The sequence below is a fragment of the Planctomycetota bacterium genome, from assembly GCA_018242585.1.
Classification (GTDB): Bacteria; Planctomycetota; Planctomycetia; order Pirellulales; family PNKZ01; genus JAFEBQ01.
Genome location: JAFEBQ010000034.1, coordinates 201 through 20,790, shown reverse-complemented (window position 1 = coordinate 20,790; position 20,590 = coordinate 201). Strand labels below are relative to the sequence as shown.

The following is a 20,590-nucleotide window of genomic DNA, read 5'->3' as shown; positions in this document are numbered from 1 at the left end:
TACCCCGCCGCATTGTTTCATGAGTTCGACCACCACCAGCGCTGTCGGCCGATCGCTCGAGCGGGCCACGGAATACCGGCCGCTGTGTACCCTGTCGGTGGTCAGCCTGGGTCTCGGCCTGTTGTCGGTCGTGGCACTGTTCGACTTGTCGCTGTTCGTCGTGCCGCTCGCCGCGGTGTTGTGCGGCATGTTGGCTTGGCGGCAGATTGCGGCTCGCGACGGTGAACTGGCCGGCAAGCAGTTGGCCAACATCGGCGTCGCGCTGGGCGTGGCGTTCTGGCTCGGCGGCTGGTCGCTCTTGACCTGGCAAAGTGCTGCCGAAGTGCCCGATGGCTATCGCCGCCTGACGTTCGGTGAGTTGGAAGCCGACGCCAACCAACTGATCCCCGAGGCCGCATTTCAGGCCGAAGGACAGCGCGTGTTCATGAAAGGGTACATGTACCCGGGCAGCCAGTCCGATGATATCCACCAGTTCCTGCTCGTTCGGAACAACGATGACTGCTGCTTTGGGGCCAATCCGCCGCTGACGCACGTGGTCGATGTGACGATGAAGGACGGCTTGCGGATGAGTTTTACCACGCGACCGATCGCCCTGGCCGGCACGTTCCACGTCGACACTCCGGCGGGCGCCGCAGCGGGACAGCGGCCGGTCTACCGGCTGGACGCGGATTGGATTCCTTGACACCTTGCCATCGATGATGAACTACCTCGCGCGCTTACTCGTGTTGACGGTGATCTTCGCTCTGGTGGCGACCGGCGGCGGTTTGCCGGAGCCGCGAGTTCGCGCCGCCGAGACGACGCCAACCAAGAGCATCACGTTCGACACGGTCAAGTTCCCCATGGAAAAGACCGACGCGTTCAAGCGCGAGATGATTACGCCCGAGATCGAAAAGCTCGTCGGCCGGCGCGTGAAAATCCGCGGTTACATGCTCCCCACCATGACCCAAGACGGCATCACCCAGTTCATCCTGGTCCGCGACAACATGGAATGCTGCTTCGGTCCCGGCGCGGCTTTGTACGACTGCATGACCGTGGAAATGAAAGGGGGCAAGTCGACCAGCTATTCGCTTCGCCCCATCGCCGTCGAAGGAATGTTCCAGATTCGCGAGTTGCTCGATCCTGTTGATGGAGTCGTGCGGGCCGTGTTCCATCTCGACGCCGAAGCGGTGCAATAGCCCTCGGGTGGCACATGCCGCGCTCTGTCTTTCTGCTGCTCGCGCTGGTGACCGCATCGGTCGCACAGGCGTGTCCGTTTTGCACCGCGCCGGGGCCCACCTGGGCCGAGCAGCGTGACGCCGCCCGGGTCGTGATCTATGGCGAAGTTGCGGCCGAGGAGAATCGGCGAGCGGTAAGCGTGTTACAAGTTTTCAAAGGCGCGCCCTTGGTCGGTAACCGCAAGTCGTTTTCCTTGCCGGCAGCGAGCAACTTGAAAACCGGCGCGCTGGTGATCGTATTCGACGAGCCACCAGCCGACGCCACTGACGCACCAGCCACGGGCAATCAGACCTGGCCCGGCGCGGCCTGGCTGTCGACGATCGGCGTCGACGAGCGCTCGGCCGTTTACTTTCTCAAAGCCCCCGAGCTGCGGCGGCCGGCGGCGGAACAACTCGCTTACTATCTGCGCTACTTGGAAGCGCCATCGCCGACGGTTGCCGACGATGTGTATCGCCAATTCGGCCGGGCCTCGTTCAACGACGTGGCCCAGTTGGCCGATCGGCTGCCGATGGGTTCCCTGCGCGCCTGGCTGGTCGACGCCAGCGTGCCGGAAGATCGGCGCGGCTTTTACGCCATGGCGCTCGGCCTGGCGCGCGATGCCGCGACCCGGGCCGAGAACGAAGCGTTGCTCAAGCGGCTGATCGACGCGCCGGCCAGCGACTTTCGCGCCGGCTTCGATGGCGCGCTGGCCGGGTATCTGCTGCTGACAGGCCAGCGCGGCTTGGATCAGTTGGCCGCTCGCTACGTCGCCGCCGACGCGCGTGCCGGCGACGTGTTTCACTTGCTGACCGCGGTTCGGTTCTATCGCGAGTATGGTCGCGACATTCCGCCGGCGCGATTGGCCGCGGCCATCGCCCCGCTGGCCGAGCGCGCACAGTTCGCCGTGCCGGTGATCACCGACCTGGCACGCTGGCGAGCTTGGGAAGCGTTGCCGCGCGTGGCCAGTTGGCTGGCGAAGGATCAGCCGGTCGAGCCCGACATCGAGCGCACGTCCGTGGCGTACCTCTTGGCCTGCGACAACGAGGAAGCCAATCGGCGATTGAACGCATGGCGCGCGCGCGACCCCCAGCGCGCGGCCAAAGTCGAAGCCGCCGCCCGGCAGGCGCTGGGGCGAAACAAGCCTGAATGACAAAGGAAGTGATGAGTGCGGAGTGATGAATGATGAATCAGGGCGCGCGGGCCTATGGCCCTGCGGCTAAACCGCAAGCGTTCTTCACTCCCCCACCCCTCTACTCCCCCACACCCCCACGTCGTTTCCTGGTGGAGCTTGCCTGAACGGCGCTGTATACTGCCGGCTTTCCGATTCTCCAAGCTAGCACGACCGACCAGGTCGTTTGTCGAGATGCCACGATACGTTGTCCGTTGCGGCGCCATGCGATCGCTGGGGGTCTTCAGCACCGGCCAGGGGGAAACCCTGCGCCGCGGCATGCAGGTGATCGCCCGCACCGACCGCGGGCTCGAAGCCGGCGAGGTGCTGTGCGAGGCCACCGACCAGGCGATGGCCCAGATCAGCGATCCCCGTCGCGGGCACGTCGTGCGGACCATGACGGCCGACGATCTGCGCGACGCGGCCCGGCTCGACGAGCAAGCCGCCGCTCACCACAAAACCTGCCAACTGAAGGTTAAGGAACTGAATCTGCCGATGGAAGTGGTCGACGTCGAGCACATCTTCGGCGGCGAGCGGATCGTGGTCTATTACCTGTCCGAGAACCGCATCGATTTTCGTGAGCTGGTCAAAGTGCTGGCCAGCGAGTTTCAGACCCGGGTCGAGATGCGCCAGATCGGCGTCCGCGACGAGGCCAAGCTGCTGGCCGATTATGGCGATTGCGGCAAGCCGGTTTGTTGCAACACGCACCTGAACGAGATGCCGCCGGTCTCGATGAAGATGGCCAAGCTGCAGAAGGCCACGCTCGACCCGACCAAGATCTCGGGACGCTGCGGCCGGTTGAAGTGCTGTTTGCGTTATGAGTACGACACCTACGAAGATTTGCAGAAGCAGTTGCCGCCGGTCGGCGTGAACGTGGTCACGTCGCAAGGGCGCGGCCGGGTCATCGCCCACGAAATCCTGGCCAGCCAACTGCTGGTCGAAATGGAAGATCACCGCCGGATGCTGATCCCCTCGACCGACGTGTTGACGGTGCTGGGGCGGTAGTCGCCACGCGCGTCGAGGTTGCCCCCTTCCCGAACTTCACTCCTTGAACTAACCGCTCATGGCTGACGAGACGATGTCCCTGGCCGAGTTGCTGCGCAGCGACCGCCGCTACCGATTCGAGGCCTACGCGCTGGTGTTCGAAGCGCTGCGCTACGGTCAGGAAGTGATGCAACTGGGCGAGGTCCGCCACGAGGGAGACGAAGCCGGCCAGCGCCACTTGTCGGGCCAGGAACTCTGCCTGGCCGTGCAGCACTACGCCCTGGACCAGTTCGGCTACATGGCCAAGTGCGTGCTCAACAGTTGGGGCATTCACGCGACGGGCGACATCGGCGAGATCGTGTTCAACCTGATTCGCATCGGCGAGATGCGCAAGACCAACGACGATCATCGCGAGGATTTCGACGACGTGTACGACCTGGACGCGGCGCTGCGGCAGAACTTCCAGATCAAGGTCAGCAACCCGTCGAGCGAAGCAGCCGAATAGCCGTCGACACGCCGCGCACGGGGCCAAGCTTCTCCATGCCAAATCACACCCGAACCCAACGGCTCAAACTAGCGGCCGCCTCGGCCGCCATCATCGCCTGGGTCGCCGCGTTGATTTATCTTGCGCTAGCCTCGTGAGCCCGTCTCTGGTGCTTGTTAACCACGGAGACGCGGAGTCACGGAGATTAGCACGGAGGAGATGTGAATGACCAATGCCCAAGCACCAATGACCAATACGTAGGAGCTGGTTGCCTTCCATTGGTCATTGGGATTTGGTCATTGAGGCTTTGTTACTTACCTTCTCGTCCTCTCCATGCACCCCTCCGTGCCTCAGTGCCTCCGTGGCAAATCCCCTCCGCATGCGCAATAAAAAAGCCGCGGCACGTGATTGGTGACGTGCCGCGGCCATAGAGCAAACCTCTCGTCGACTGCGACGGTGGCGTCGCTGCGAGACGGGCGGGGATCAGGCGGCGCTAGGCGCTGCCGGTCTAAGGATCCTGGCCCACGCATTGCTAATTTGTGCACCTCCGACGGAATGCAGACAGAGAGGCTTGTTTCAAAGGGTGCTGTTTGCTCACGGACTGACTGACGTTGCCCCGCGGGACTGACGAGCTTTTTCGTCACCAGCGGCCGGGCAACACTTACATCGGCCAAACCTGCCGGGCAACTTGCGGTGAAAATCCACAGCTCGTCGCTACTCAAACATAGTACGCACGAGTGCCCTGGATCGGCCAAGAAATTCGCGCGAATTCTCCGAAAGGTCGTGCGCGCGAAAAACATTAAAGAGCGCGCCTGTGCCGCGCGAACCGCGGCATTAGATTTGCGGAGGCTCGCTCCGCAGCGCCCGGCGACGCAGGCCGGCGTGCCGATCGACCGGCAGCAATCGTTCGAGCAAGGCGTCAACCGCCTGCGACATGCGCTCGGACGTCTCGTATTCGCCCGTGGCGATTTGACGACGGATTTCCGCCACGCGTGCGGCGCGCTGTGCGGCGGTTTCTTGGCGGCGATGATTCACGATCGTGTAACCCAACGGACGCACAGCTCCCGACAGAGACAATCCAGATGATGCGACAAACAACCTTGGGCGTGGGCCGCAGCGAGCGTTTGCACGTTCAGCGCTGCCGGCTGTCCAAATCTAGGTCGGCAAAAATGCCAGGCGGCTGTGCCTCAATATGCTGGCATGCCGTACGTGACTGCTGAGCCGAATGTGTGTCCGTCACAACTCCGGCTCAAGCCCCGCGCGGCTCGGTTGCCCCGATTATACCGGCTAGCGCGAGCGCCGACACATGCTGGGCACACACCCGAAAAATGTCAACCAAAAAGCCCAGGGACTCGCGCCCCTGGGCTCGTGTTGGCTGCCCGGCGTTGCAACCGCTACATCAAGAACCAAACAATTCCACGACCGGCTGGGCGTCGACCAAGCGTCGCATTTGCTGACGCCGATCGGGCACCCGCGCGTCGGGACGAATACCCACCGCGTGGTAGATCGTGGCCAGCAACTCGGTCGGATGAACCGGCCGGTCAACGGGAATGCTGCCAGTGGCGTCGCTCGCGCCGATCAGCCCCCCCCGCTGCACACCAGCCCCGGCCAACAGCGCCGTGTAGCAGTACGGCCAGTGGTCGCGGCCGTCATCGCTATTGCCCAGCCCCGAGGTGCTGACGCCGCGCCGCGGGCTGCGGCCGAACTCACCCACCGCCACAACCAGGGTCTCATCCAACAGGCCGCGCTCGTCCAGATCGGCGATCAACGTCGCCAACCCGGCGTCGAGCATCGGGCCGGCCTGGTCGCGCATCCGCTTGGACAAGCCGACGTGAGCGTCGAACGAATGCCGTTCGCTGCCGGCTACCTTGGGCCAGTTCACCTCGACGAACCGCGTGCCGGCCTCGATCAACCGCCGGGCCAGCAGGCAGCTTTGCCCGAACGGATTGCGGCCGTAACGGTCGAGCGTGTCGGCCGGCTCTTGCGCCAGGTCAAACGCGCTCCGCGCGGCACCCGAGACAAGCAGCGACAAGGCTTGTTGGTAATAGCTGCTGAAGTCGCCGAGCTCGACGCGCCGATCGGCCTCGCGCGCCAAGCTGTCGAGCGACGCGCCGCCCCAGTTCATGCCGTCAAGCGGAAAATAGCTGAGCGGTTCGAACCGCGGGCCCAGGTGCCCGGCTGCCGGGTTTATGCCCACGGCGTCGGCCACATTGATCGGGCCGGGCATCATCACGAACGGCGGCGCGTCGTCGGTTGGTTTCAGCCGGGCAATCTGCGAACCGACGTGCGGATCGTCGCCGCTTTTCGTTGGCTCCTCCGTCGAGGCGCGATCGGCCGCGTGGCCGGTCAGCAGTTGGTAAATGCCCGCCGTGTGGTTCAGCCCTCCGGCCGGCGTGTAACTCATCGACCGCACCAACGTCGCGCGATCCATCACCGCGGCCAAGCGCGGCAACAACTCGGTCACGCGCACGCCCGAGGCGCTCGTGCTGATCGAGCGAAAGACGCTGCGAATGTTGTCGGGAGCGTCCTCCTTGGGATCCCACAGGTCCAAGTGACTGGGGCCTCCCTGCAGAAAGACCAGGATCACGCTCTTGGCGCGATTCCAGCCCGGCATTTGTTCCAGGGCCAACGGGGCGCGCGGCGTGACCGCGGCGCTGGCGGCCTGCCATTGCAGCAGCTCGGCCAGCGAAACGCCCAGGATGGTCGAACCGCCGACGCGCAACAGATCGCGCCGCGTGAGACCGTCGCACAGATCGCGGCTGACGCCGCCAGGGATGACAAGCATGGTAATCGCCTTCCAAACCGAAATACGTCGGGCCACGCGTGCCACGCGCTCGAACCGTTTCGAGCGCAAATGAGCGGACGCGCGGGGCGTGCTGTAATACCAACGAGCGCGCAGCAATTTCGGCGAAAGCGACCGAGGGGCCGACGGGTCAAGCCAGCCCTGCGCGGCCGAGCGCTTGGCGTAGCGCGCGGCCCTCGTGTCGTCTACTGGGGCGTTATAGAAAACACCGGCGAGCGATGTCAAACAGATCGCGCGTTAGCGCGGTCGGCGAAGCTTTGCGGCCCCCAAGCGTATGATTCATGCCGGTTCTGCGGGGGACTAACCACGGAGACACAGAGGGGCGGAGAGGAGCACGGAGCAGAGAGATTGAGGAATGTTGGCAGAGAAGCGTTGGTCATCGAGCTGCATTCCTTTTAGCCCCCGGTCAATGACCGGGGGCCATCGATGGCGCGAAAGAGAAAAGTGCAATGATCGTGAACACAGCGCACGAGGAAGAATCGCGTTTGCGATACACGACTCGCTTCGGCACGCGCACCCTTTGCCATGCACAAGGCCCCCGGTCATTGACCGGGGGCTAAAGTGTGCATAAAAAAACCGGGGACTGACGTCCCCGGCTCTTTTGATCTTCACTAGCAACTAGCAACACGCAACCAGCAACTTCTTCCTCACACTTTCACTTCCCAACCCGCGCGGTATTCGCGGTTCCACAACTTCATCGCGTCAGGATCGTTGGCAATGCGATGCGTCTTGGGATCGAGCGTGATCGCCCGGCCAGTCCGATACGAGATGTTCGCCAAGTGGCACATCAGCGTGCTCTTCACCCCTTCGGTGATCGGCTGGTTCAACGGGGCGTCCTCGCGCACGGCGGCCAGGAAGTTCTCGATGTGGGTCGTGCCCGATGACGAGCCTTTGCCTTCCTTCACCGTCTTGCCGGCCGGGTCGACGATGGTGTACTTGCCGGCGTTGTAGAACAGCGAGCCCTTCTCGCCGTAGAAAGCGACTTCGTAGGTCTGATCGCCGGGCAACGTGCGGGTCCAACTGCGCTGTTCCCAGACGATCATTTGGTCGCCGCACTGAATCTCGACCACGCTCGTGTCGGGCGTCTCTTGCGAGTCGTGGTAGCGGTAGCGGCCGCCGATGCACGACACCAGCGACGGATAGTCGACCCCCAGCCCCCAACGGCAGAGGTCGATCATGTGGACGCCGTTGTTCCCCACCTCGGCGGTCCCCCAGTGCCAGAACCAGTGCCACTGGTAATGGAACTGCGGCGCGCTGGCCGGAAACTTTTGGGCCGCCACTTCCGGAAAATCTTCGTACGGCAGTTCCGGCGCGGGGCCTTGCCACAAGCTGTAGTCGAAGCCCTCGGGCACGGGCCCCTGCTTGCGCGGCCCAATCGGCCCGCGCGGGCTGAAGTATTGGCAGCGTGCGACCAGCACGCGGCCGATCTCGCCGCCGCGGATCAGCTCGATCGCTTCGCGCATCCCCTCCATGCTGCGGCGCTGCGTGCCGAGCTGGACGTGACGCTTGTACTTGTCGGCGGCGGCGACCATCATCTCGCCTTCGGCCGGGTTGTGGCAGGCGGGCTTTTCGACATAGACGTGCTTGCCAGCCTGGCAGGCCCAAATGGCCCCCGGCCCATGCCAATGGTCCGGGGTGGCGATCACCACGGCGTCGACGCGCTTGTCATCGAGAATCTGCTTGTAGTTCGCCACCGCTTGCGGCGCCTTGCCCGAAACCTTGTTCACTTCGCTGGCGCAATTTTCCACCCGCTGCCGGTCAGGATCGCAGACGTAGGCGACCTCAACTCCGGCTTGCTTGGCGAACTGCTTGGCCAATTCGGTGCCACGGCCGCCGTTCCCCATCACACCGACGGTGACCTTGCGCGATGGCGCATCGGCCGCGCGGAGCGAAGCAACAGGTTTGATGGCGCTGAGAGCTGTGGCGGCAGCCCCGGTTTGCAACAAGCGACGACGCGAGATCGACATGGCCGAAATCTCCTGCAAGGCACAAGGTGGGTATGTTGGACAGGCGGGAACTCGCCGGCGCGGCGCTAGGGGCCAAGCCGCCGAGCGAGCGGTCTCATTGTACCCGGGCCAAGGGGGAACGCGAACTTTTTTGGCGTGGCGAGGATCGCAGGCGAATCGTGGGACGGGTCGAAATACTCGCGCCCCCTGTTAGCCGTCATTCCCGCGCAGGCGGGAATCTAGGGCAATGTCTTTCCACTAGATTCCCGCCTGCGCGGGAATGACGCATGGCTGGGCTTTAGCACCCTACCAGCAGCTTACTCGCGGACTATTGCCAAAAGCTGGCCAGCAGCCCTGAGCCTTCGGCCAGCAGGATGAGCCCGACGGCCACCAATGTCTGGCCGGCGATCATGCCTGACGAAGTGCTGATCGTGTATTTCTCGTCCAGGTCAGGCCGGCGCTTGGCGATCAGCCAGGCAATGACCGCGCCGATCGTCATCATGATCGAGTTGAAGGCCGGGATCACGCCGGCCAGCCCCAGTCCTGTGGCCGACGGGAAGAATCGCTTGACGCTCGGCGGCGCGAACTCCTCGGCCAGCGTAATCACCACGCCGACGATGGCCGCGATGACCATCGCCCAGCCGGTGTAGGGCGGAAGCTTCTCGAGACCATCTTTTAATAGCTCGGCCACCGCTTGCCAGGCCCGCGCCGCCGGCGCCGCCAGCTCGCCCGAGACGAGTTGCTCGGGCTTGACCAAGATCTGATAGACCGGCACACAGACCAACGTGCCGGCCAGCACGCCGCACAATTGCGAAATAAGCTGCTTGCGCGGATTGCCGCCGAGCAGATAGCCGCTCTTCAGGTCAGTGAGCAAGTCGGCCGAATGGGATGCCGCACCCGAGGTGATGCACGCAGTCATCAGGTTGGTCGTCAAGTTCGACGGCGCGATGACGCCGTACATCAACTGGGTGATCTTGCCCAGCGCGCCGATGGGCGTGACGTCGGTTTCGCCCGTGGCTCGCGCCGCGACCAGCGACAAGGCAAACGTCATCAACACCGCCAGAATGCCCATCCACCAGGTGATCTCAAACCGCCAGTGCCCGATAATCACACAGGAGGTGCCGGCAACGAGGGTGCCGACGACGAACCAGGAGGTGGGGACTTCGATGTCGACCAGCGGATCGTGCTTACCGTCGCTCCCCTTGACCATGCCGCGGAAGCCGCTCAGGGCCTTGAGAATGGTCTTCCAGCGCAGGGCGAACGACATCAGGCTCGACGAGACCATTAGCATCGTTGACGGCCAGACGATCCACGTCAGGATCCCGCGATAGCCCGGCTTGGCGTACCCCTGCTCCAGCAGCCAAGGGCCCAAGACGCCCCAGAATAAAATGGTGCCGAGTAAGAGGGAGATGCCAACGCGGATGCCCATGATCGCCCCGGCCGCAACCATGACCAGCGAGCCTTCGAAGCCAAAGGTGTATTTCGTCAGCCACTGCTCGGTGGCTTCTTGCGCGCGACTGAGCCAGTCAAGGTTCACGCCGGTCCTCTCGGCCAGCGTTGCGGTGTAGCCGCGCCCTGGCAGCAAGGGAATGGCGTCGGGGAGCTTCCAGGGCCACTCGGTCCACGAGGGGTCGATTTCCCATTTGGCGACGTTCTTCAAAAACGTGACGATCTGCTCGACACCGGTCCAGATGCCAACCACCGCGCCCAGCAGCGCGCCGGCGAACAGCGAGCGGGCTTTGCTCAGTGCCGCAGCCCCCGACGAGTGCATGGCCTGCAATGTCTCGGCCGTGGCGATGCCCGAGGGGAAGGGAAGCTTTTCCAGGTTGATCAATTGCCGCTTCAGCGGCACGGCCATGAACACGCCCAGCGTCGATAGCGAGCCGAGCCAGAGCATCAACTCCCACCAGAGCAATTGCCGGCCATTGGCAAGAAACAACGCCGGGATCGCCGACACCAGCCCGGCGCTCGACATATAGCCGGCCGCGCTGGCGGCGCTGGACATTGTGTAGTTCTCGAGAATGCTGAATGGCGAGCGGCGCACGGCGGGGATGACCGCTTCGAGCGAGCGGAACACGGCATAGGCGATAATCGAGGCTGTGATCGTGACGCCCAGGCCCCAGCCGGTTTTCAAGCCGACATACAAGTTCGAGATCGACATCACGCCGCCGATCAACATACCCGTGATAATCGCGCGCAGGGTAAGCTGCGGCACGTGGTCCCCTTGATAGACCTCGCGCAGCCAGACATGCGACGGATCCTCATCCGCGGCCGACTCGGGCACCGTCGGTGCGGAGGGCGGCGGCGACTGGTACGGGTTCATTCCCGGCGGAATCATGTTGGGATGAAACGATTCGGGCGAACCTGGACTCATCGCGAGGCGTCCTGGGGGGAGAAGAGAGACTAGGGGCTAGGGATTAGAGAGTCGCGCGGCAAGCAAACCATAACATTGCGGGCGAGATGTGGGAACCTGAACGCGCGCCGGGCGGTTGAGCGGTTTGGGCGTCTGGACTACGATCAATCCCTTGTCGGTCGCGAACGCGAGACCGACCGTGTTACGCCCCATCCTGTCGCCAGTACGCGAGTACCATGACTTATTTCCGCCCTGAAATCGAGCAGATGTCCGCCTATATGCCGGGCGAGCAGCCACAAGGCGGGAAGTTCATCAAGCTGAACACGAACGAGAACCCCTACCCGTGTTCGCCGGCCGTGGTGCAAGCGATCGTGGCCAAGGCGACGGCCGGGCTGGAGCGCTATCCGGACCCGATGGCCAACACGTTTCGCCAGCGCGCCGGCGAGGTGTTGGGGGTGTCGGCCGATTGGATCTTGTGTGGCAACGGCAGCGACGAAATCCTGACCATGCTCACGCGCGGCTTCGTCGGCCAAGGGCAACTGCTGCGGCTCCCCACGCCGAGCTACATCCTCTATCGCGCGTTGGCCGCCATTCAGGGGGCCGAGAGCCAGGAAGTCCCGTTCACCAGCGACTGGGACTTGGACGAGCGATTCACCGCGGCCGATGCGCGATTGAAGCTCGCGTTCCTGCCCAACCCGAACAGCCCGTCGGGAACGATCCTCGCGCCGGCGCGGGTGCTCGAGATCGCGCAGCGGTTGCCGTGCCCGTTGATCGTCGACGAAGCGTACGCCGACTTTGCCGAAACGAATTGCGTGTCACTGGTGCGCGAGTGTGACAAGGTGATCGTCACACGCACGCTGAGCAAGTCGTACGCGCTAGCCGGGCTGAGGTTCGGCTTTCTGGTGGCCCAGCCGCATATCGTCGCCAACCTGGCCAAGTTGAAGGACTCGTACAACTGCGACGCGTTGTCGATCGCGGCAGCCACGGCGGCGATCGACGATCAGGCCTGGTTGCACGCCAATCGTGCCAAGGTCATCGCCTCGCGCGCGCGACTGACCGAGGGCCTGCGCCGGCTGGGCTTCGTCGCGCTCGACTCGCAATCGAACTTCGTCTGGGCCGTACATCCGTCACGACCGGCAAAGTCGCTTTACGAAGCGCTCAAGGCCCAGCGCGTGCTGGTTCGCTATATGAACTACGCGGGCTATGGCGACGGCCTGCGAATCTCGGTCGGCAGCGATGAACAGAACGACGCCTGCCTGGCCTTGCTCGGCGAAGTGCTCGCTCGGCCATAGGACCGGCCGGGAAAAAGAGCTACCATAGTAGTGTCGTAATTGCGCTGAGGTCCGCGCCATGCGCGCCTCGCACTTGTGGACGAGCCACCAGTGGCACCCAACGATGAACTCCGCGTTTAGCATTCACTGATCAAAGCATGTCACGCACTGCCCGCATCGCTCGCAAGACCGCCGAAACCGACGTCGTCGTCGAATTGAATCTCGACGGCGCTGGCGTGGCGAACGTGTCGACTGGCGTGGGCTTCTTCGATCACATGCTGACGCTGCTGGCCAAGCACTCGGCGATTGACCTGACGGTGAAGTGCCTGGGCGATCTGCACGTCGACGCGCATCACACGGTCGAAGATGTCGGCATTAGCATCGGTCAGTGCCTGCGCACGGCGCTGGGGGACAAGGCGGGCATTCGCCGCTATGGACACTTCACGCTCCCCATGGAAGAGACGCTGGTCACCACGGCCATCGATCTGAGCGGGCGCTATTACTTGGTATTCCAGGCCCCGATTCCGGCCCAGAAGATCGGCGATTTCGATAGCGAACTGGTCGAGGACTTTTGGCAAGCCGTGGCGGCGAACGCCTTGTGCAACTTGCACGTCGTGCTGCACCACGGCCGCAACAGCCACCACATTGCCGAAGCGATCTTCAAGGCGACGGCCCGGGCGCTGCGAATGGCGGTGGAAGCCGACCCGCGCATGACCGGCGTGCCGAGCACGAAGGGGACGTTGTAGAAGTTGCTGGTTGCTAGTTCCTAGTTGCTAGAGAATACGGCTTGCAGCTATCAACCGATCGCGAACCCCGTTCCCCCACTAGCAACCAGCAACTCGCAACAAGCAACTTTTTCCCTCTCGCCATGCCCAAATTTTTCTACTTCGACATCGGCAACGTGCTGTTGCACTTCGATCATCGGATCGCGGCGCGGCAGTTGGCGGCCTTGTTCGAGTGCGACGTCGAGCGGCTCTGGCACCTGGTGTTCAGCAGCGGCTCGTTGAACTACCAGCTTGACGAGGGGCTGCTGACGACCGAAGGGTTCTATGAGGCGCTGTGCGGCGAGTTCGGCCGACGGCCTGACTTTGTTCAGGCGTGTCTGGCGGCCAGCGAAATCTTCGAGCTGAACCACACCATGAATGCCGTGGTGTCGAAGCTCAGTGCCGCGGGCCATCGGCTGGGGCTGTTGTCGAACACCAGCGATCTGCATTGGCAATACTTCGCCAACGGACGCTATGGCTTGATTCCCGGAGTGTTCGATGCCCACGTGCTCAGCTATCGACTGGGGTTGATGAAGCCCGGACGCGAGATCTATCTGAAGGCCGCTGAAATGGCGGGCGTGCCACCCCAGGAAATCTTCTACGTCGATGACCTGCTGCCGAATGTCGAAGGGGCCAAGGCCGCCGGCATCGACGCCGTGCAGTACACCACGACCGAAGCGTACGTGAAGGAGCTAAGAAAGCGTGGGGTGAGGTTTAATTATTAGAAGTTGCTAGCTGCTGGTTCCTAGTTGCTAGTGAAATACGACTATCCGACTCTTACTAGCAACTAGGAACCAGCAACTAGCAACTTTTCAATCACCCCAAAGATTCCTGCCGCCACTTCAGTTTTGGGCCCGGCCAGGGTTTCTATCACCGTCCCCTGGCGATCGATGATTTCCACGCGGGTGTCGATGGCGTGCATCGCCTCGGTGCCGTTGACGACCATCAGGTCGCAACATTTCTTTTGCAGCTTGGCCAGCGCTTTCAAGCGCGCGTCCTCCGTTTCGAGCGCGAAGCCGACCAGCCATTGCCGGGTTTTCGTCGCGCCGAGCGTCGCCACGATGTCCGGCGTTTCGATCAGGTGGAGCGTGAGCGGCTGGCCGGTCTTGGCGATCTTCGATTCGGCGACGCGGATCGGCTGGTAATCGCACGGAGCGGCCACGCCGATCAGCCCGTCGCAATGCGGAAACTCCTGCTGACAGGCGGTCAGCATCTCGGCCGTCGAGACCACGGGAACCACGCGGACCCCCGCGGGATAGTCGAGGTTCACCGGGCCGCTGACGATCACCACTTCGTGGCCGCGGGCCAGCGCGGCCTGGGCCAGGGCGGCCCCCATGCGGCCGCTCGAAGCATTGGTCAGATAGCGAACCGGGTCGATGTACTGTCGCGTCGGCCCCGAGGTGATCAGAATGCGCGCCACGCCGACGGCCCCAAAAGATCGGATAAGTTGATAAGTGCGACCGGCCGCCGGTTATTTCTTGCGCGACGGCGTTTCCTTCAGCACGGCTTCGATGGCGGCCAGAATCCGCGCCGGGTCGGCCATGCGACCGGCGCCGCGACGGCGGCAACTGAGCCAGCCTTCCTCGGGATCGATGAGCGTCGCCCCGTCGCGGCGAACTTGCTCGACGTTGCGCTGGACGGCGGGCTTGGCCCACATGTCGCTGTTCATGGCCGGCGCGACGAGCCAGGGGCCGGCGAACGACAACGTCAGCGTCGACAGCAAATCGTCGGCCAAACCGGTCGCCGCCTGGGCCAGGTAGTTGGCCGTGGCCGGGGCCACGCAGAATAACTCGGCCCGCTCGGCCAGCTCGATATGCGCGCCCAGAGGGAAGACGCTCGGCTCGAACGAATCGATCGCCACCGCGCGACCCGTGAGCGCCGCAAACGTGGCGCGGCCGACGAACTTCTCGGCGGCCGGGGTCATCACCACCGAGACGCCCGCGCCGCGCTGGACCAATTGGCTGACCAGGGCCGCGGTCTTGTAGGCCGCGACTCCGCCCGAGACGCCAATCAGAACTTCACGACCGTTGAGCATGGGGAGCTCGCCGCGCGCGCCGAGTGAATCAGGAACATTCGTAAAAAAACCCAGGGGATGAAACCCCTGGGCTTGTCGGTAGCACTTATCTGTAAGCGTACGCTTACAGGTTCGCCAAATCCAGTTCCGGCGGGCCGCCGGCTTCTTCGGTGGCGGCCGTGGTGCGGACCTGCCCCGAAGTGTCGAGGTAGATCTTGTCCTGCAGGATTTCCTGCAGCGCGATCTGAATACGGTCGTTCGAGTCGATGTCGACCAGCGGCCGGGCGCCGCGGGTCAGGGCGACCACGCGCTTCTGAATCAGGGTCGACAGCTTGAAGCGGCCACCCACCTTGTTTACGACCACTTCCTCGCGCAACTCGTCAATCATGCCGCTGACCTCCGAAAAAACTGATGCGAAATTCGCTGGCGCTACGCCTGGCGGCCTTGCGCTTGGGATTGTTGAGTCAAGATCGTGCAGATGTCGCGCACCGCGTCGTCGATGTTTTCGTTGACCACGCGATGCTTATACTGGTCGGCGTAGGCCATTTCAAAACGCGCCGTATCGAGGCGCTTTTGAATCGCCTCGGGCGTTTCGGTTGCCCGCCCTTTCAGCCGCTGGCTCAGGCGCTGTTCGAAATCATCGACGTTGCCCGGCAGTACAAAGATGGTCAATGCGTCGGGATACTGTTCCAGCACCGACATTGCGCCCTGAACATCGATCTCTAAGACTACCCATTTTCCGGCCGTCAATCTAGGGGCGACTTCGCTCTGCAGGGTGCCGTACCAGTCCCCCCGGCCAAAGACCTCGAAACATTCGAGGAACTCCCCCCGCTGGCGGCGGTCGGCGAACTCCTGCTTGCCGAGGAAGTAATAGTCCCCACCGTTGACCTCGCCAGGGCGCGGGGCCCGGGTCGTGGCTGAAATACTCGATTCCAGTGCCAGCGGGCAGCGCTCGAACAGCAGCCGGAGCAGCGTCGATTTGCCCACGCCCGAGGGGCCCGAGATGATTACCACCTGGCCAGTCTGGGTCGGTTGTGGGGTTGCTGACATAGCGGACGATCCAGACGAATGGGGTCGCAAAGTAGTCGACATGGTGGACCTTGGGTTTCGGTAGCTCGGCGGCAGGTGTCGGCCCCGGCGGCCTGCACGGGCGCGCCGGGCAGCCTACTCGACGTTCTGGATCATCTCGCGGATCCGCTCGATGGCCGCCTTGATATCGATCACGCGGCGCGAAATCTCCAGATCGTTCGCCTTGGAGCCGATGGTGTTGGCTTCCCGGAACATTTCCTGGGTAAGAAACTCTAGCTTACGGCCGGAACTCTCGGCCAGGCCCATGATCGACTCGAACTGCTCCAAGTGGCTGCGCAAGCGGACGGTTTCTTCCGAAATGTCGCTCCGCTCGGCAAAGATGCTCGTCTCTTTGATGATGTCGGCCGGATTCACCGCTACATTGTGCTCGGCCAGAATCGTCTGCAGCCGATCGGCCAGCCGCTTGCGATAGGCGTCAGCCACCAGCGGCGCGCGACGCTCGACTTCGGTGAGTTCGGCGGCGATCACCTGGTTGTTGGCGCGCAAATCGTCGGCCATGGCGCGGCCTTCGTCGACGCGCATTCGCGCCAGATTCTGCAGCGCCGCCTCGAGCACCGGGCGAATCAACGGCCAATCGCGGGCCGCGTCGTCGGTGTCGATGCGGTGCTCGACAATCACGCCCGGCAAGGCCAGCAAGCCTTCGATGCCGATCGGGTGCTTGTCGTGCCACTGCTGTTGCAGGCCCGAGAGCTGTCGCCGGTAGCTATCGAGCACGCCGACGTTGATCTGATAATCGTCCGAGACCTTGGCCCGATTCACCGACAGCGTCATCTGCAGCGTGCCGCGACGAACCTGCGCGCGGGCCACGTTTTCAAATTCGGCCTCGAGCGCGCTGTAACCCTCGCCGCACTTCACGACCAGCTTGAAGTAACGGCTGTTGACCGAGCGCACTTCCACACTGATCGACAGGCCGTCAACCTGATGGTGGGCTTCGCCAAAGCCGGTCATGCTGAGCAGCAAGGGCCGATTCCTTAATCGTCGCAGGCCAGAGAAACCGTGGCGACCGCGAAGGGCGACGCCACGCTTCATCGCGGTCGAATGTCTACGGCGCTTTCGGCTCCGCCGGAGCGGCCGGTGCGGCACCTGTTGCAGCAGGCGCTGAGCCAGTTGCAGCCGGCGTCGAGCCCGTGGCCGGTGCAGCCGGAGCGCCACCACTGGTTGGTGCTGTGCCGCTGGTTGGTGCTGTGCCGCTGGTTGGTGCTGCGCCGGTCACGACGCCGGCCCCTGGCTGAGCCCCCTCGGGCGAGACCTGCGTTTGGCGGCCACCCAGATCGGGCGAGGCCGTCTCGCGGCCGTACCACTTCAAGGCCAGCATGCACAACAGAATCCAGACCGCGGCCACGACCATGGTAATACGGGTGAACAAGTCGCCGGCCTTGGTGCCGAACGCGCTTTGGCCCCCCGCCCCGCCCAAGGCACCGGCCAGACCGCCACCGCGACCCCGTTGAATCAGAACCAGCAGAATCAGAAACACGGCGATCACTGTCAGCAGGATCGCAAGAAGAGTAGACATGCTTTATCCGTGTCGATGCGTGGTTGAAAGTTGGAGCGTCGTGGCGACGCGTCGAGTGTGTTATCTAAGCCCAAGGGTTTCACCCCCGGGGGAATTACGCTCTGTAAAAAGGCAAAGGCCCAGGGGAGGAAACCCCTGGGCTTGTGGTTGCGTTTGTCGATCTCCGGCGGCGGCTTGGCGACTTACTGCTTGGCCCCGGCGACGATCCCGAGGAAGTCAGCGGGCTTCAAGCTGGCGCCACCGACCAAAGCCCCGTCGACGTCCGGCTGGGACAACAACTCGGCCGCATTGCTCGGCTTGACGCTGCCACCGTATTGAATCCGCACTTCCGCCGCAATCGAGCCATTGTAGCGGCCGGCAATCAGTTTGCGAAGGTGGGCATGGACCTCTTGGGCCTGCTCTTTCGTAGCCACTTTCCCGGTTCCAATGGCCCACACCGGCTCGTATGCCAGCACCGTCCGAGCCATCTGTTCGGGGGTCAGTCCGGCCAACGAACCTTCGAACTGGCGCTGGATGACACCGGCCGTCTGATTCGACTCGCGCTCGGCCAGCGATTCGCCGACACAGACAATCGGGATCAGCCCGGCGGCCAGGGCCGCCAGCACCTTGCAGTTGATCTGGCTGTCGGTCTCGTGCAATAGGGCGCGGCGTTCGCTGTGCCCCAGGATGACGTACTTGCAGCCCACGTCCATCAGCATGGCCGCGCTCACCTCGCCGGTGAAAGCACCACTGGCTTCGTGATACATGTTCTGGGCACCGACCGCTACGCGGCTCCCGACGACGGCCGCGGCGACTGCCGACAGGTAGACGCTCGGCGGACAGACCACCAGATCGACGCCAGGGTACTTATCGGCTTCGGCGGCGATGGCCTTGGCCAAGGCCACGCCCTCGGCCAGCGTCGTGTTCATCTTCCAGTTACCAGCAATGATCGGACGTCGCACGGGTATACCTTCTTACCTTTCTCAAGTGTTGAGTCTTGGATTTTCGTCAGTTGTCCGTGGTCCGTTGTCAGTTGTAAAGGCTACGACTCGCAGCGTTCCACCTGACTGGGCACGATGCCAAGTGCAACGGACCACGGACAACTGACTACGGACAATTACCTAACCCCTCTCCGCTTCGCGTGGATAACTTCCCAGCACTTCCATGCGGACGGCTTTGCGTTCGAGTGCGTCGAGGGCTTGCTTCACGCGTTGATCCGTTTCGTGGCCGTTCAATTCAGCAAAGAACATGTAGCCCCCTTCGGGGCGCGCGATCGGAAACGATTCGATCCAGGTCAGGTTCAGTTTGTTTCGCTTGAAGATCGCCAGCGCGTCGGCCAGCCCGCCCGGCTTGTGCTCGACCTCGAACATCAGCGACATCTGGTCGCGTCCGGTGCGCGGAGCGGAATCGTTGGCGATCACGGCAAAGCGGGTGACGTTGTCCTGGTTGTCTTCGATGTTCTCGGCCAGCGCGTCGAGCCCGAAGTTGACGCCGGCCTGAATGCTGGCGATGGCCGCGGCCCCTGGCTTTTCGCGGGCCAGTTGCGCGGCGATCGACGTGCTGGTCACTTCGACCGTGCGCGCCGTCGGCAGATGTCGCGCCAGCCAATGGCGACACTGGCTCAGCGCTTGTGGCTTGCTGTAGACCTCGACCACCTCCGAGCGTGGGCCCCGGCCGAGCAAGGTGTGATGAATGCGCAAATGGACTTCGCCGCAGATGCGAACCCGCAGCCGCGTGAACATTTCGAGCGTGTCGGCCACGCGACCATCCGTCGAGTTTTCGACCGGCACCACGCCATAGTCGACTTGCCCGCGGTTCACTTCCTCGAACACGGCGCTAATGCTGCCGACCGGCACCAACTCGACCGAGTTGCCGAACCGCTCGATGGCCGCCAGGTGGCTGTAGCTATACGACGGCCCCAGGAATGCCACCCGGTCCAAGTGAATCAACGCCCGGGTTCCGCTCAACACCTCGCGCAGCACGCTGCGGACGCACTCGGCCGACAGCGGGCCGTCGTGGTGCTCCAAAGCTGCGGCAATGGTTTGCTCGTCACCGTGGGCCGAGGGGGTGGCAGGTTCGGGTGGCACGGTCTCGGCCAGCTTGACGGCCGCTTCGGCTCGCTGGTTGACCAGCTTGACGAGGTCGCGGTCCAGCCGCTGGAGCGTCTGTCGGAGCGCGGCGGCGCTGACAGCATGCTTCTTGGCGGCGGGCGGCTCCTTGGCCATCGATCGGTTTCCTAACTTCCTAAATGACAAGCGCCTGCGATCGATTCTCGGTACGGCCGAATCGAATGTCTTGTGTACTGAGGCCCTGGGGGACTGTCAAGAAATTGCGTGCCTGCCGAATTCGCACAGGCCGCACGCCGCTGGGGCACGCCATGCGCGACCTAAGCCCTTGCCACATCAACTTACGGCGTACCATCGGGTGCTTGCCAGCAACGCCAATCCACCACGAAATCGGGTGCCCAGCGGCGGGTGCCCGTTACTGGCTAGGCGAACCCTGCCAATATGACAGTCGGACTGCAAGGACGTTCGCCCAGTTGTGGATAACATTACCGCGAACTTGTCACAATCCGCTATTGGAAAATCCTTTACGTTAATCCGCCTTGTCGCCCTGCCGGGTGGCACGACCTTTGCTTTCTATTGGCCCCGACTGGTCGAAGCGGTCAAATTGGTGGTCGCCCCTGGCGTGCTATCAACGGCCTTCCGGCGCTTTTCTTTCCGGCCGCCGACCTGTCTGTCCCCAGTCCTTTTCAACCAAACCAAACACGGGCCGCGCGAGCGTGAACTCGTCGGCCGCTAACAAGAATCGCCCGCATCGAGAGGAGCAACAACTATTATGTCCAAAGGCGAAAAGATCATCGGAATCGACCTCGGCACCACGAACTCGGTGGTGGCGGTCATGGAAGGTGGCGATGCCAAAGTCATTGCCAATGCCGAAGGGAATCGGATCACGCCCAGCGTAGTCGCGTTCACCGACAAGAGTGACGTGCTGGTCGGCGAGCCGGCCAAGCGCCAGGCCGTGACCA

Annotated in this window: 21 protein-coding genes; 9 read left to right on the top strand and 12 right to left on the bottom strand. The window is 63.3% G+C overall.

Annotated features, from left to right (window positions below; all coding sequences use genetic code 11):
* The first annotated feature begins 19 nt into the window (after positions 1 to 19).
* From JSS27_17005 to JSS27_16985, 5 genes are all read left to right on the top strand, one after another.
* A complete protein-coding gene (locus JSS27_17005; protein MBS0210645.1) occupies positions 20 to 682 on the top strand; it encodes a DUF3299 domain-containing protein in 663 nt (220 codons plus the stop codon).
* A gap of 4 nt (positions 683 to 686) precedes the next feature.
* On the top strand, positions 687 to 1,175 hold the full coding sequence (locus tag JSS27_17000; GenBank protein MBS0210644.1) for a DUF3299 domain-containing protein: 489 nt from the start codon (positions 687 to 689) through the stop codon (positions 1,173 to 1,175).
* A gap of 14 nt (positions 1,176 to 1,189) precedes the next feature.
* Positions 1,190 to 2,344: a hypothetical protein gene (locus JSS27_16995; GenBank protein MBS0210643.1), complete on the top strand. Its 1,155-nt coding sequence runs from the start codon at positions 1,190 to 1,192 to the stop codon at positions 2,342 to 2,344.
* A 213-nt stretch (positions 2,345 to 2,557) separates the two neighbouring features.
* On the top strand, positions 2,558 to 3,367 hold the full coding sequence (locus JSS27_16990) for a signal peptidase (protein ID MBS0210642.1): 810 nt from the start codon (positions 2,558 to 2,560) through the stop codon (positions 3,365 to 3,367).
* A 58-nt stretch (positions 3,368 to 3,425) separates the two neighbouring features.
* A complete protein-coding gene (locus tag JSS27_16985) occupies positions 3,426 to 3,851 on the top strand; it encodes a hypothetical protein (protein ID MBS0210641.1) in 426 nt (141 codons plus the stop codon).
* An 813-nt stretch (positions 3,852 to 4,664) separates the two neighbouring features.
* Here JSS27_16985 and JSS27_16980 read toward each other — a convergent pair.
* The 4 genes from JSS27_16980 to JSS27_16965 all read right to left on the bottom strand — a co-directional run bounded on the left by JSS27_16980 (position 4,665) and on the right by JSS27_16965 (position 10,953).
* Positions 4,665 to 4,985, bottom strand: a complete 321-nt coding sequence (locus JSS27_16980) for a flagellar biosynthesis anti-sigma factor FlgM (protein MBS0210640.1) — start codon at positions 4,983 to 4,985, stop codon at positions 4,665 to 4,667.
* A 244-nt stretch (positions 4,986 to 5,229) separates the two neighbouring features.
* The gene (locus JSS27_16975) at positions 5,230 to 6,615 is read right to left on the bottom strand and encodes a DUF1501 domain-containing protein (GenBank protein MBS0210639.1); all 1,386 of its coding nucleotides are present in this window, start codon (positions 6,613 to 6,615) and stop codon (positions 5,230 to 5,232) included.
* 665 nt (positions 6,616 to 7,280) lie between these two features.
* Positions 7,281 to 8,600 (bottom strand): Gfo/Idh/MocA family oxidoreductase, encoded by a 1,320-nt coding sequence (locus JSS27_16970; GenBank protein ID MBS0210638.1) that lies wholly within the window; start codon positions 8,598 to 8,600, stop codon positions 7,281 to 7,283.
* Positions 8,601 to 8,907: 307 nt separating this feature from the next.
* Positions 8,908 to 10,953 (bottom strand): OPT/YSL family transporter, encoded by a 2,046-nt coding sequence (locus tag JSS27_16965; GenBank protein MBS0210637.1) that lies wholly within the window; start codon positions 10,951 to 10,953, stop codon positions 8,908 to 8,910.
* 215 nt (positions 10,954 to 11,168) lie between these two features.
* Between JSS27_16965 and hisC the strand changes: the two genes are divergently transcribed.
* The 3 genes from hisC to JSS27_16950 all read left to right on the top strand — a co-directional run bounded on the left by hisC (position 11,169) and on the right by JSS27_16950 (position 13,692).
* Positions 11,169 to 12,224, top strand: a complete 1,056-nt coding sequence (gene hisC, locus JSS27_16960; protein ID MBS0210636.1) for a histidinol-phosphate transaminase — start codon at positions 11,169 to 11,171, stop codon at positions 12,222 to 12,224.
* A 137-nt stretch (positions 12,225 to 12,361) separates the two neighbouring features.
* Positions 12,362 to 12,949 (top strand): imidazoleglycerol-phosphate dehydratase HisB, encoded by a 588-nt coding sequence (gene hisB, locus JSS27_16955; GenBank protein ID MBS0210635.1) that lies wholly within the window; start codon positions 12,362 to 12,364, stop codon positions 12,947 to 12,949.
* A 122-nt stretch (positions 12,950 to 13,071) separates the two neighbouring features.
* Positions 13,072 to 13,692 (top strand): HAD family phosphatase, encoded by a 621-nt coding sequence (locus tag JSS27_16950; GenBank protein ID MBS0210634.1) that lies wholly within the window; start codon positions 13,072 to 13,074, stop codon positions 13,690 to 13,692.
* A 62-nt stretch (positions 13,693 to 13,754) separates the two neighbouring features.
* Here JSS27_16950 and JSS27_16945 read toward each other — a convergent pair whose 3' ends face one another.
* The 8 genes from JSS27_16945 to pheA form a co-directional block, all read right to left on the bottom strand.
* On the bottom strand, positions 13,755 to 14,375 hold the full coding sequence (locus tag JSS27_16945; GenBank protein ID MBS0210633.1) for a phosphopantothenoylcysteine decarboxylase: 621 nt from the start codon (positions 14,373 to 14,375) through the stop codon (positions 13,755 to 13,757).
* Positions 14,376 to 14,438: 63 nt separating this feature from the next.
* Positions 14,439 to 15,002, bottom strand: a complete 564-nt coding sequence (locus tag JSS27_16940) for a phosphopantothenoylcysteine decarboxylase (protein MBS0210632.1) — start codon at positions 15,000 to 15,002, stop codon at positions 14,439 to 14,441.
* A 103-nt stretch (positions 15,003 to 15,105) separates the two neighbouring features.
* Positions 15,106 to 15,369: a DNA-directed RNA polymerase subunit omega gene (locus JSS27_16935; GenBank protein MBS0210631.1), complete on the bottom strand. Its 264-nt coding sequence runs from the start codon at positions 15,367 to 15,369 to the stop codon at positions 15,106 to 15,108.
* Between the two features lie 41 nt (positions 15,370 to 15,410).
* A complete protein-coding gene (gene gmk, locus JSS27_16930) occupies positions 15,411 to 16,031 on the bottom strand; it encodes a guanylate kinase (protein ID MBS0210630.1) in 621 nt (206 codons plus the stop codon).
* A 114-nt stretch (positions 16,032 to 16,145) separates the two neighbouring features.
* Entirely contained in the window at positions 16,146 to 17,018 is an 873-nt protein-coding gene (locus JSS27_16925) for a YicC family protein (GenBank protein ID MBS0210629.1), read from the bottom strand.
* Positions 17,019 to 17,112: 94 nt separating this feature from the next.
* Positions 17,113 to 17,583 carry a preprotein translocase subunit SecG gene (gene secG / locus JSS27_16920; GenBank protein MBS0210628.1) on the bottom strand — a complete coding sequence of 157 codons (471 nt, stop codon included), beginning with the start codon at positions 17,581 to 17,583 and terminating at the stop codon, positions 17,113 to 17,115.
* A gap of 182 nt (positions 17,584 to 17,765) precedes the next feature.
* Positions 17,766 to 18,524: a triose-phosphate isomerase gene (locus tag JSS27_16915; GenBank protein MBS0210627.1), complete on the bottom strand. Its 759-nt coding sequence runs from the start codon at positions 18,522 to 18,524 to the stop codon at positions 17,766 to 17,768.
* A 159-nt stretch (positions 18,525 to 18,683) separates the two neighbouring features.
* A complete protein-coding gene (gene pheA, locus JSS27_16910) occupies positions 18,684 to 19,787 on the bottom strand; it encodes a prephenate dehydratase (GenBank protein ID MBS0210626.1) in 1,104 nt (367 codons plus the stop codon).
* A gap of 613 nt (positions 19,788 to 20,400) precedes the next feature.
* Here pheA and JSS27_16905 point away from each other — a divergent pair.
* Positions 20,401 to 20,590 (top strand): Hsp70 family protein (locus JSS27_16905; protein MBS0210625.1); only part of this gene is annotated, 190 nt, incomplete at its 3' end.

Coding starts and splice junctions, on each gene's coding strand:
- JSS27_16995 (MBS0210643.1), top strand. CDS start 1,190: ATGCCGCGCTCTGTCTTTCTGCTGCTCGCGCTGGTGACCGCATCGGTC.
- JSS27_16925 (MBS0210629.1), bottom strand. CDS start 17,018: ATGACCGGCTTTGGCGAAGCCCACCATCAGGTTGACGGCCTGTCGATC.
- hisC (MBS0210636.1), top strand. CDS start 11,169: ATGACTTATTTCCGCCCTGAAATCGAGCAGATGTCCGCCTATATGCCG.
- JSS27_16975 (MBS0210639.1), bottom strand. CDS start 6,615: ATGCTTGTCATCCCTGGCGGCGTCAGCCGCGATCTGTGCGACGGTCTC.
- hisB (MBS0210635.1), top strand. CDS start 12,362: ATGTCACGCACTGCCCGCATCGCTCGCAAGACCGCCGAAACCGACGTC.
- JSS27_16965 (MBS0210637.1), bottom strand. CDS start 10,953: ATGAGTCCAGGTTCGCCCGAATCGTTTCATCCCAACATGATTCCGCCG.
- JSS27_16935 (MBS0210631.1), bottom strand. CDS start 15,369: ATGATTGACGAGTTGCGCGAGGAAGTGGTCGTAAACAAGGTGGGTGGC.
- gmk (MBS0210630.1), bottom strand. CDS start 16,031: ATGTCAGCAACCCCACAACCGACCCAGACTGGCCAGGTGGTAATCATC.
- pheA (MBS0210626.1), bottom strand. CDS start 19,787: ATGGCCAAGGAGCCGCCCGCCGCCAAGAAGCATGCTGTCAGCGCCGCC.
- JSS27_16990 (MBS0210642.1), top strand. CDS start 2,558: ATGCCACGATACGTTGTCCGTTGCGGCGCCATGCGATCGCTGGGGGTC.
- JSS27_16950 (MBS0210634.1), top strand. CDS start 13,072: ATGCCCAAATTTTTCTACTTCGACATCGGCAACGTGCTGTTGCACTTC.
- JSS27_17005 (MBS0210645.1), top strand. CDS start 20: ATGAGTTCGACCACCACCAGCGCTGTCGGCCGATCGCTCGAGCGGGCC.
- JSS27_16985 (MBS0210641.1), top strand. CDS start 3,426: ATGGCTGACGAGACGATGTCCCTGGCCGAGTTGCTGCGCAGCGACCGC.
- JSS27_16970 (MBS0210638.1), bottom strand. CDS start 8,600: ATGTCGATCTCGCGTCGTCGCTTGTTGCAAACCGGGGCTGCCGCCACA.
- JSS27_16940 (MBS0210632.1), bottom strand. CDS start 15,002: ATGCTCAACGGTCGTGAAGTTCTGATTGGCGTCTCGGGCGGAGTCGCG.
- secG (MBS0210628.1), bottom strand. CDS start 17,583: ATGTCTACTCTTCTTGCGATCCTGCTGACAGTGATCGCCGTGTTTCTG.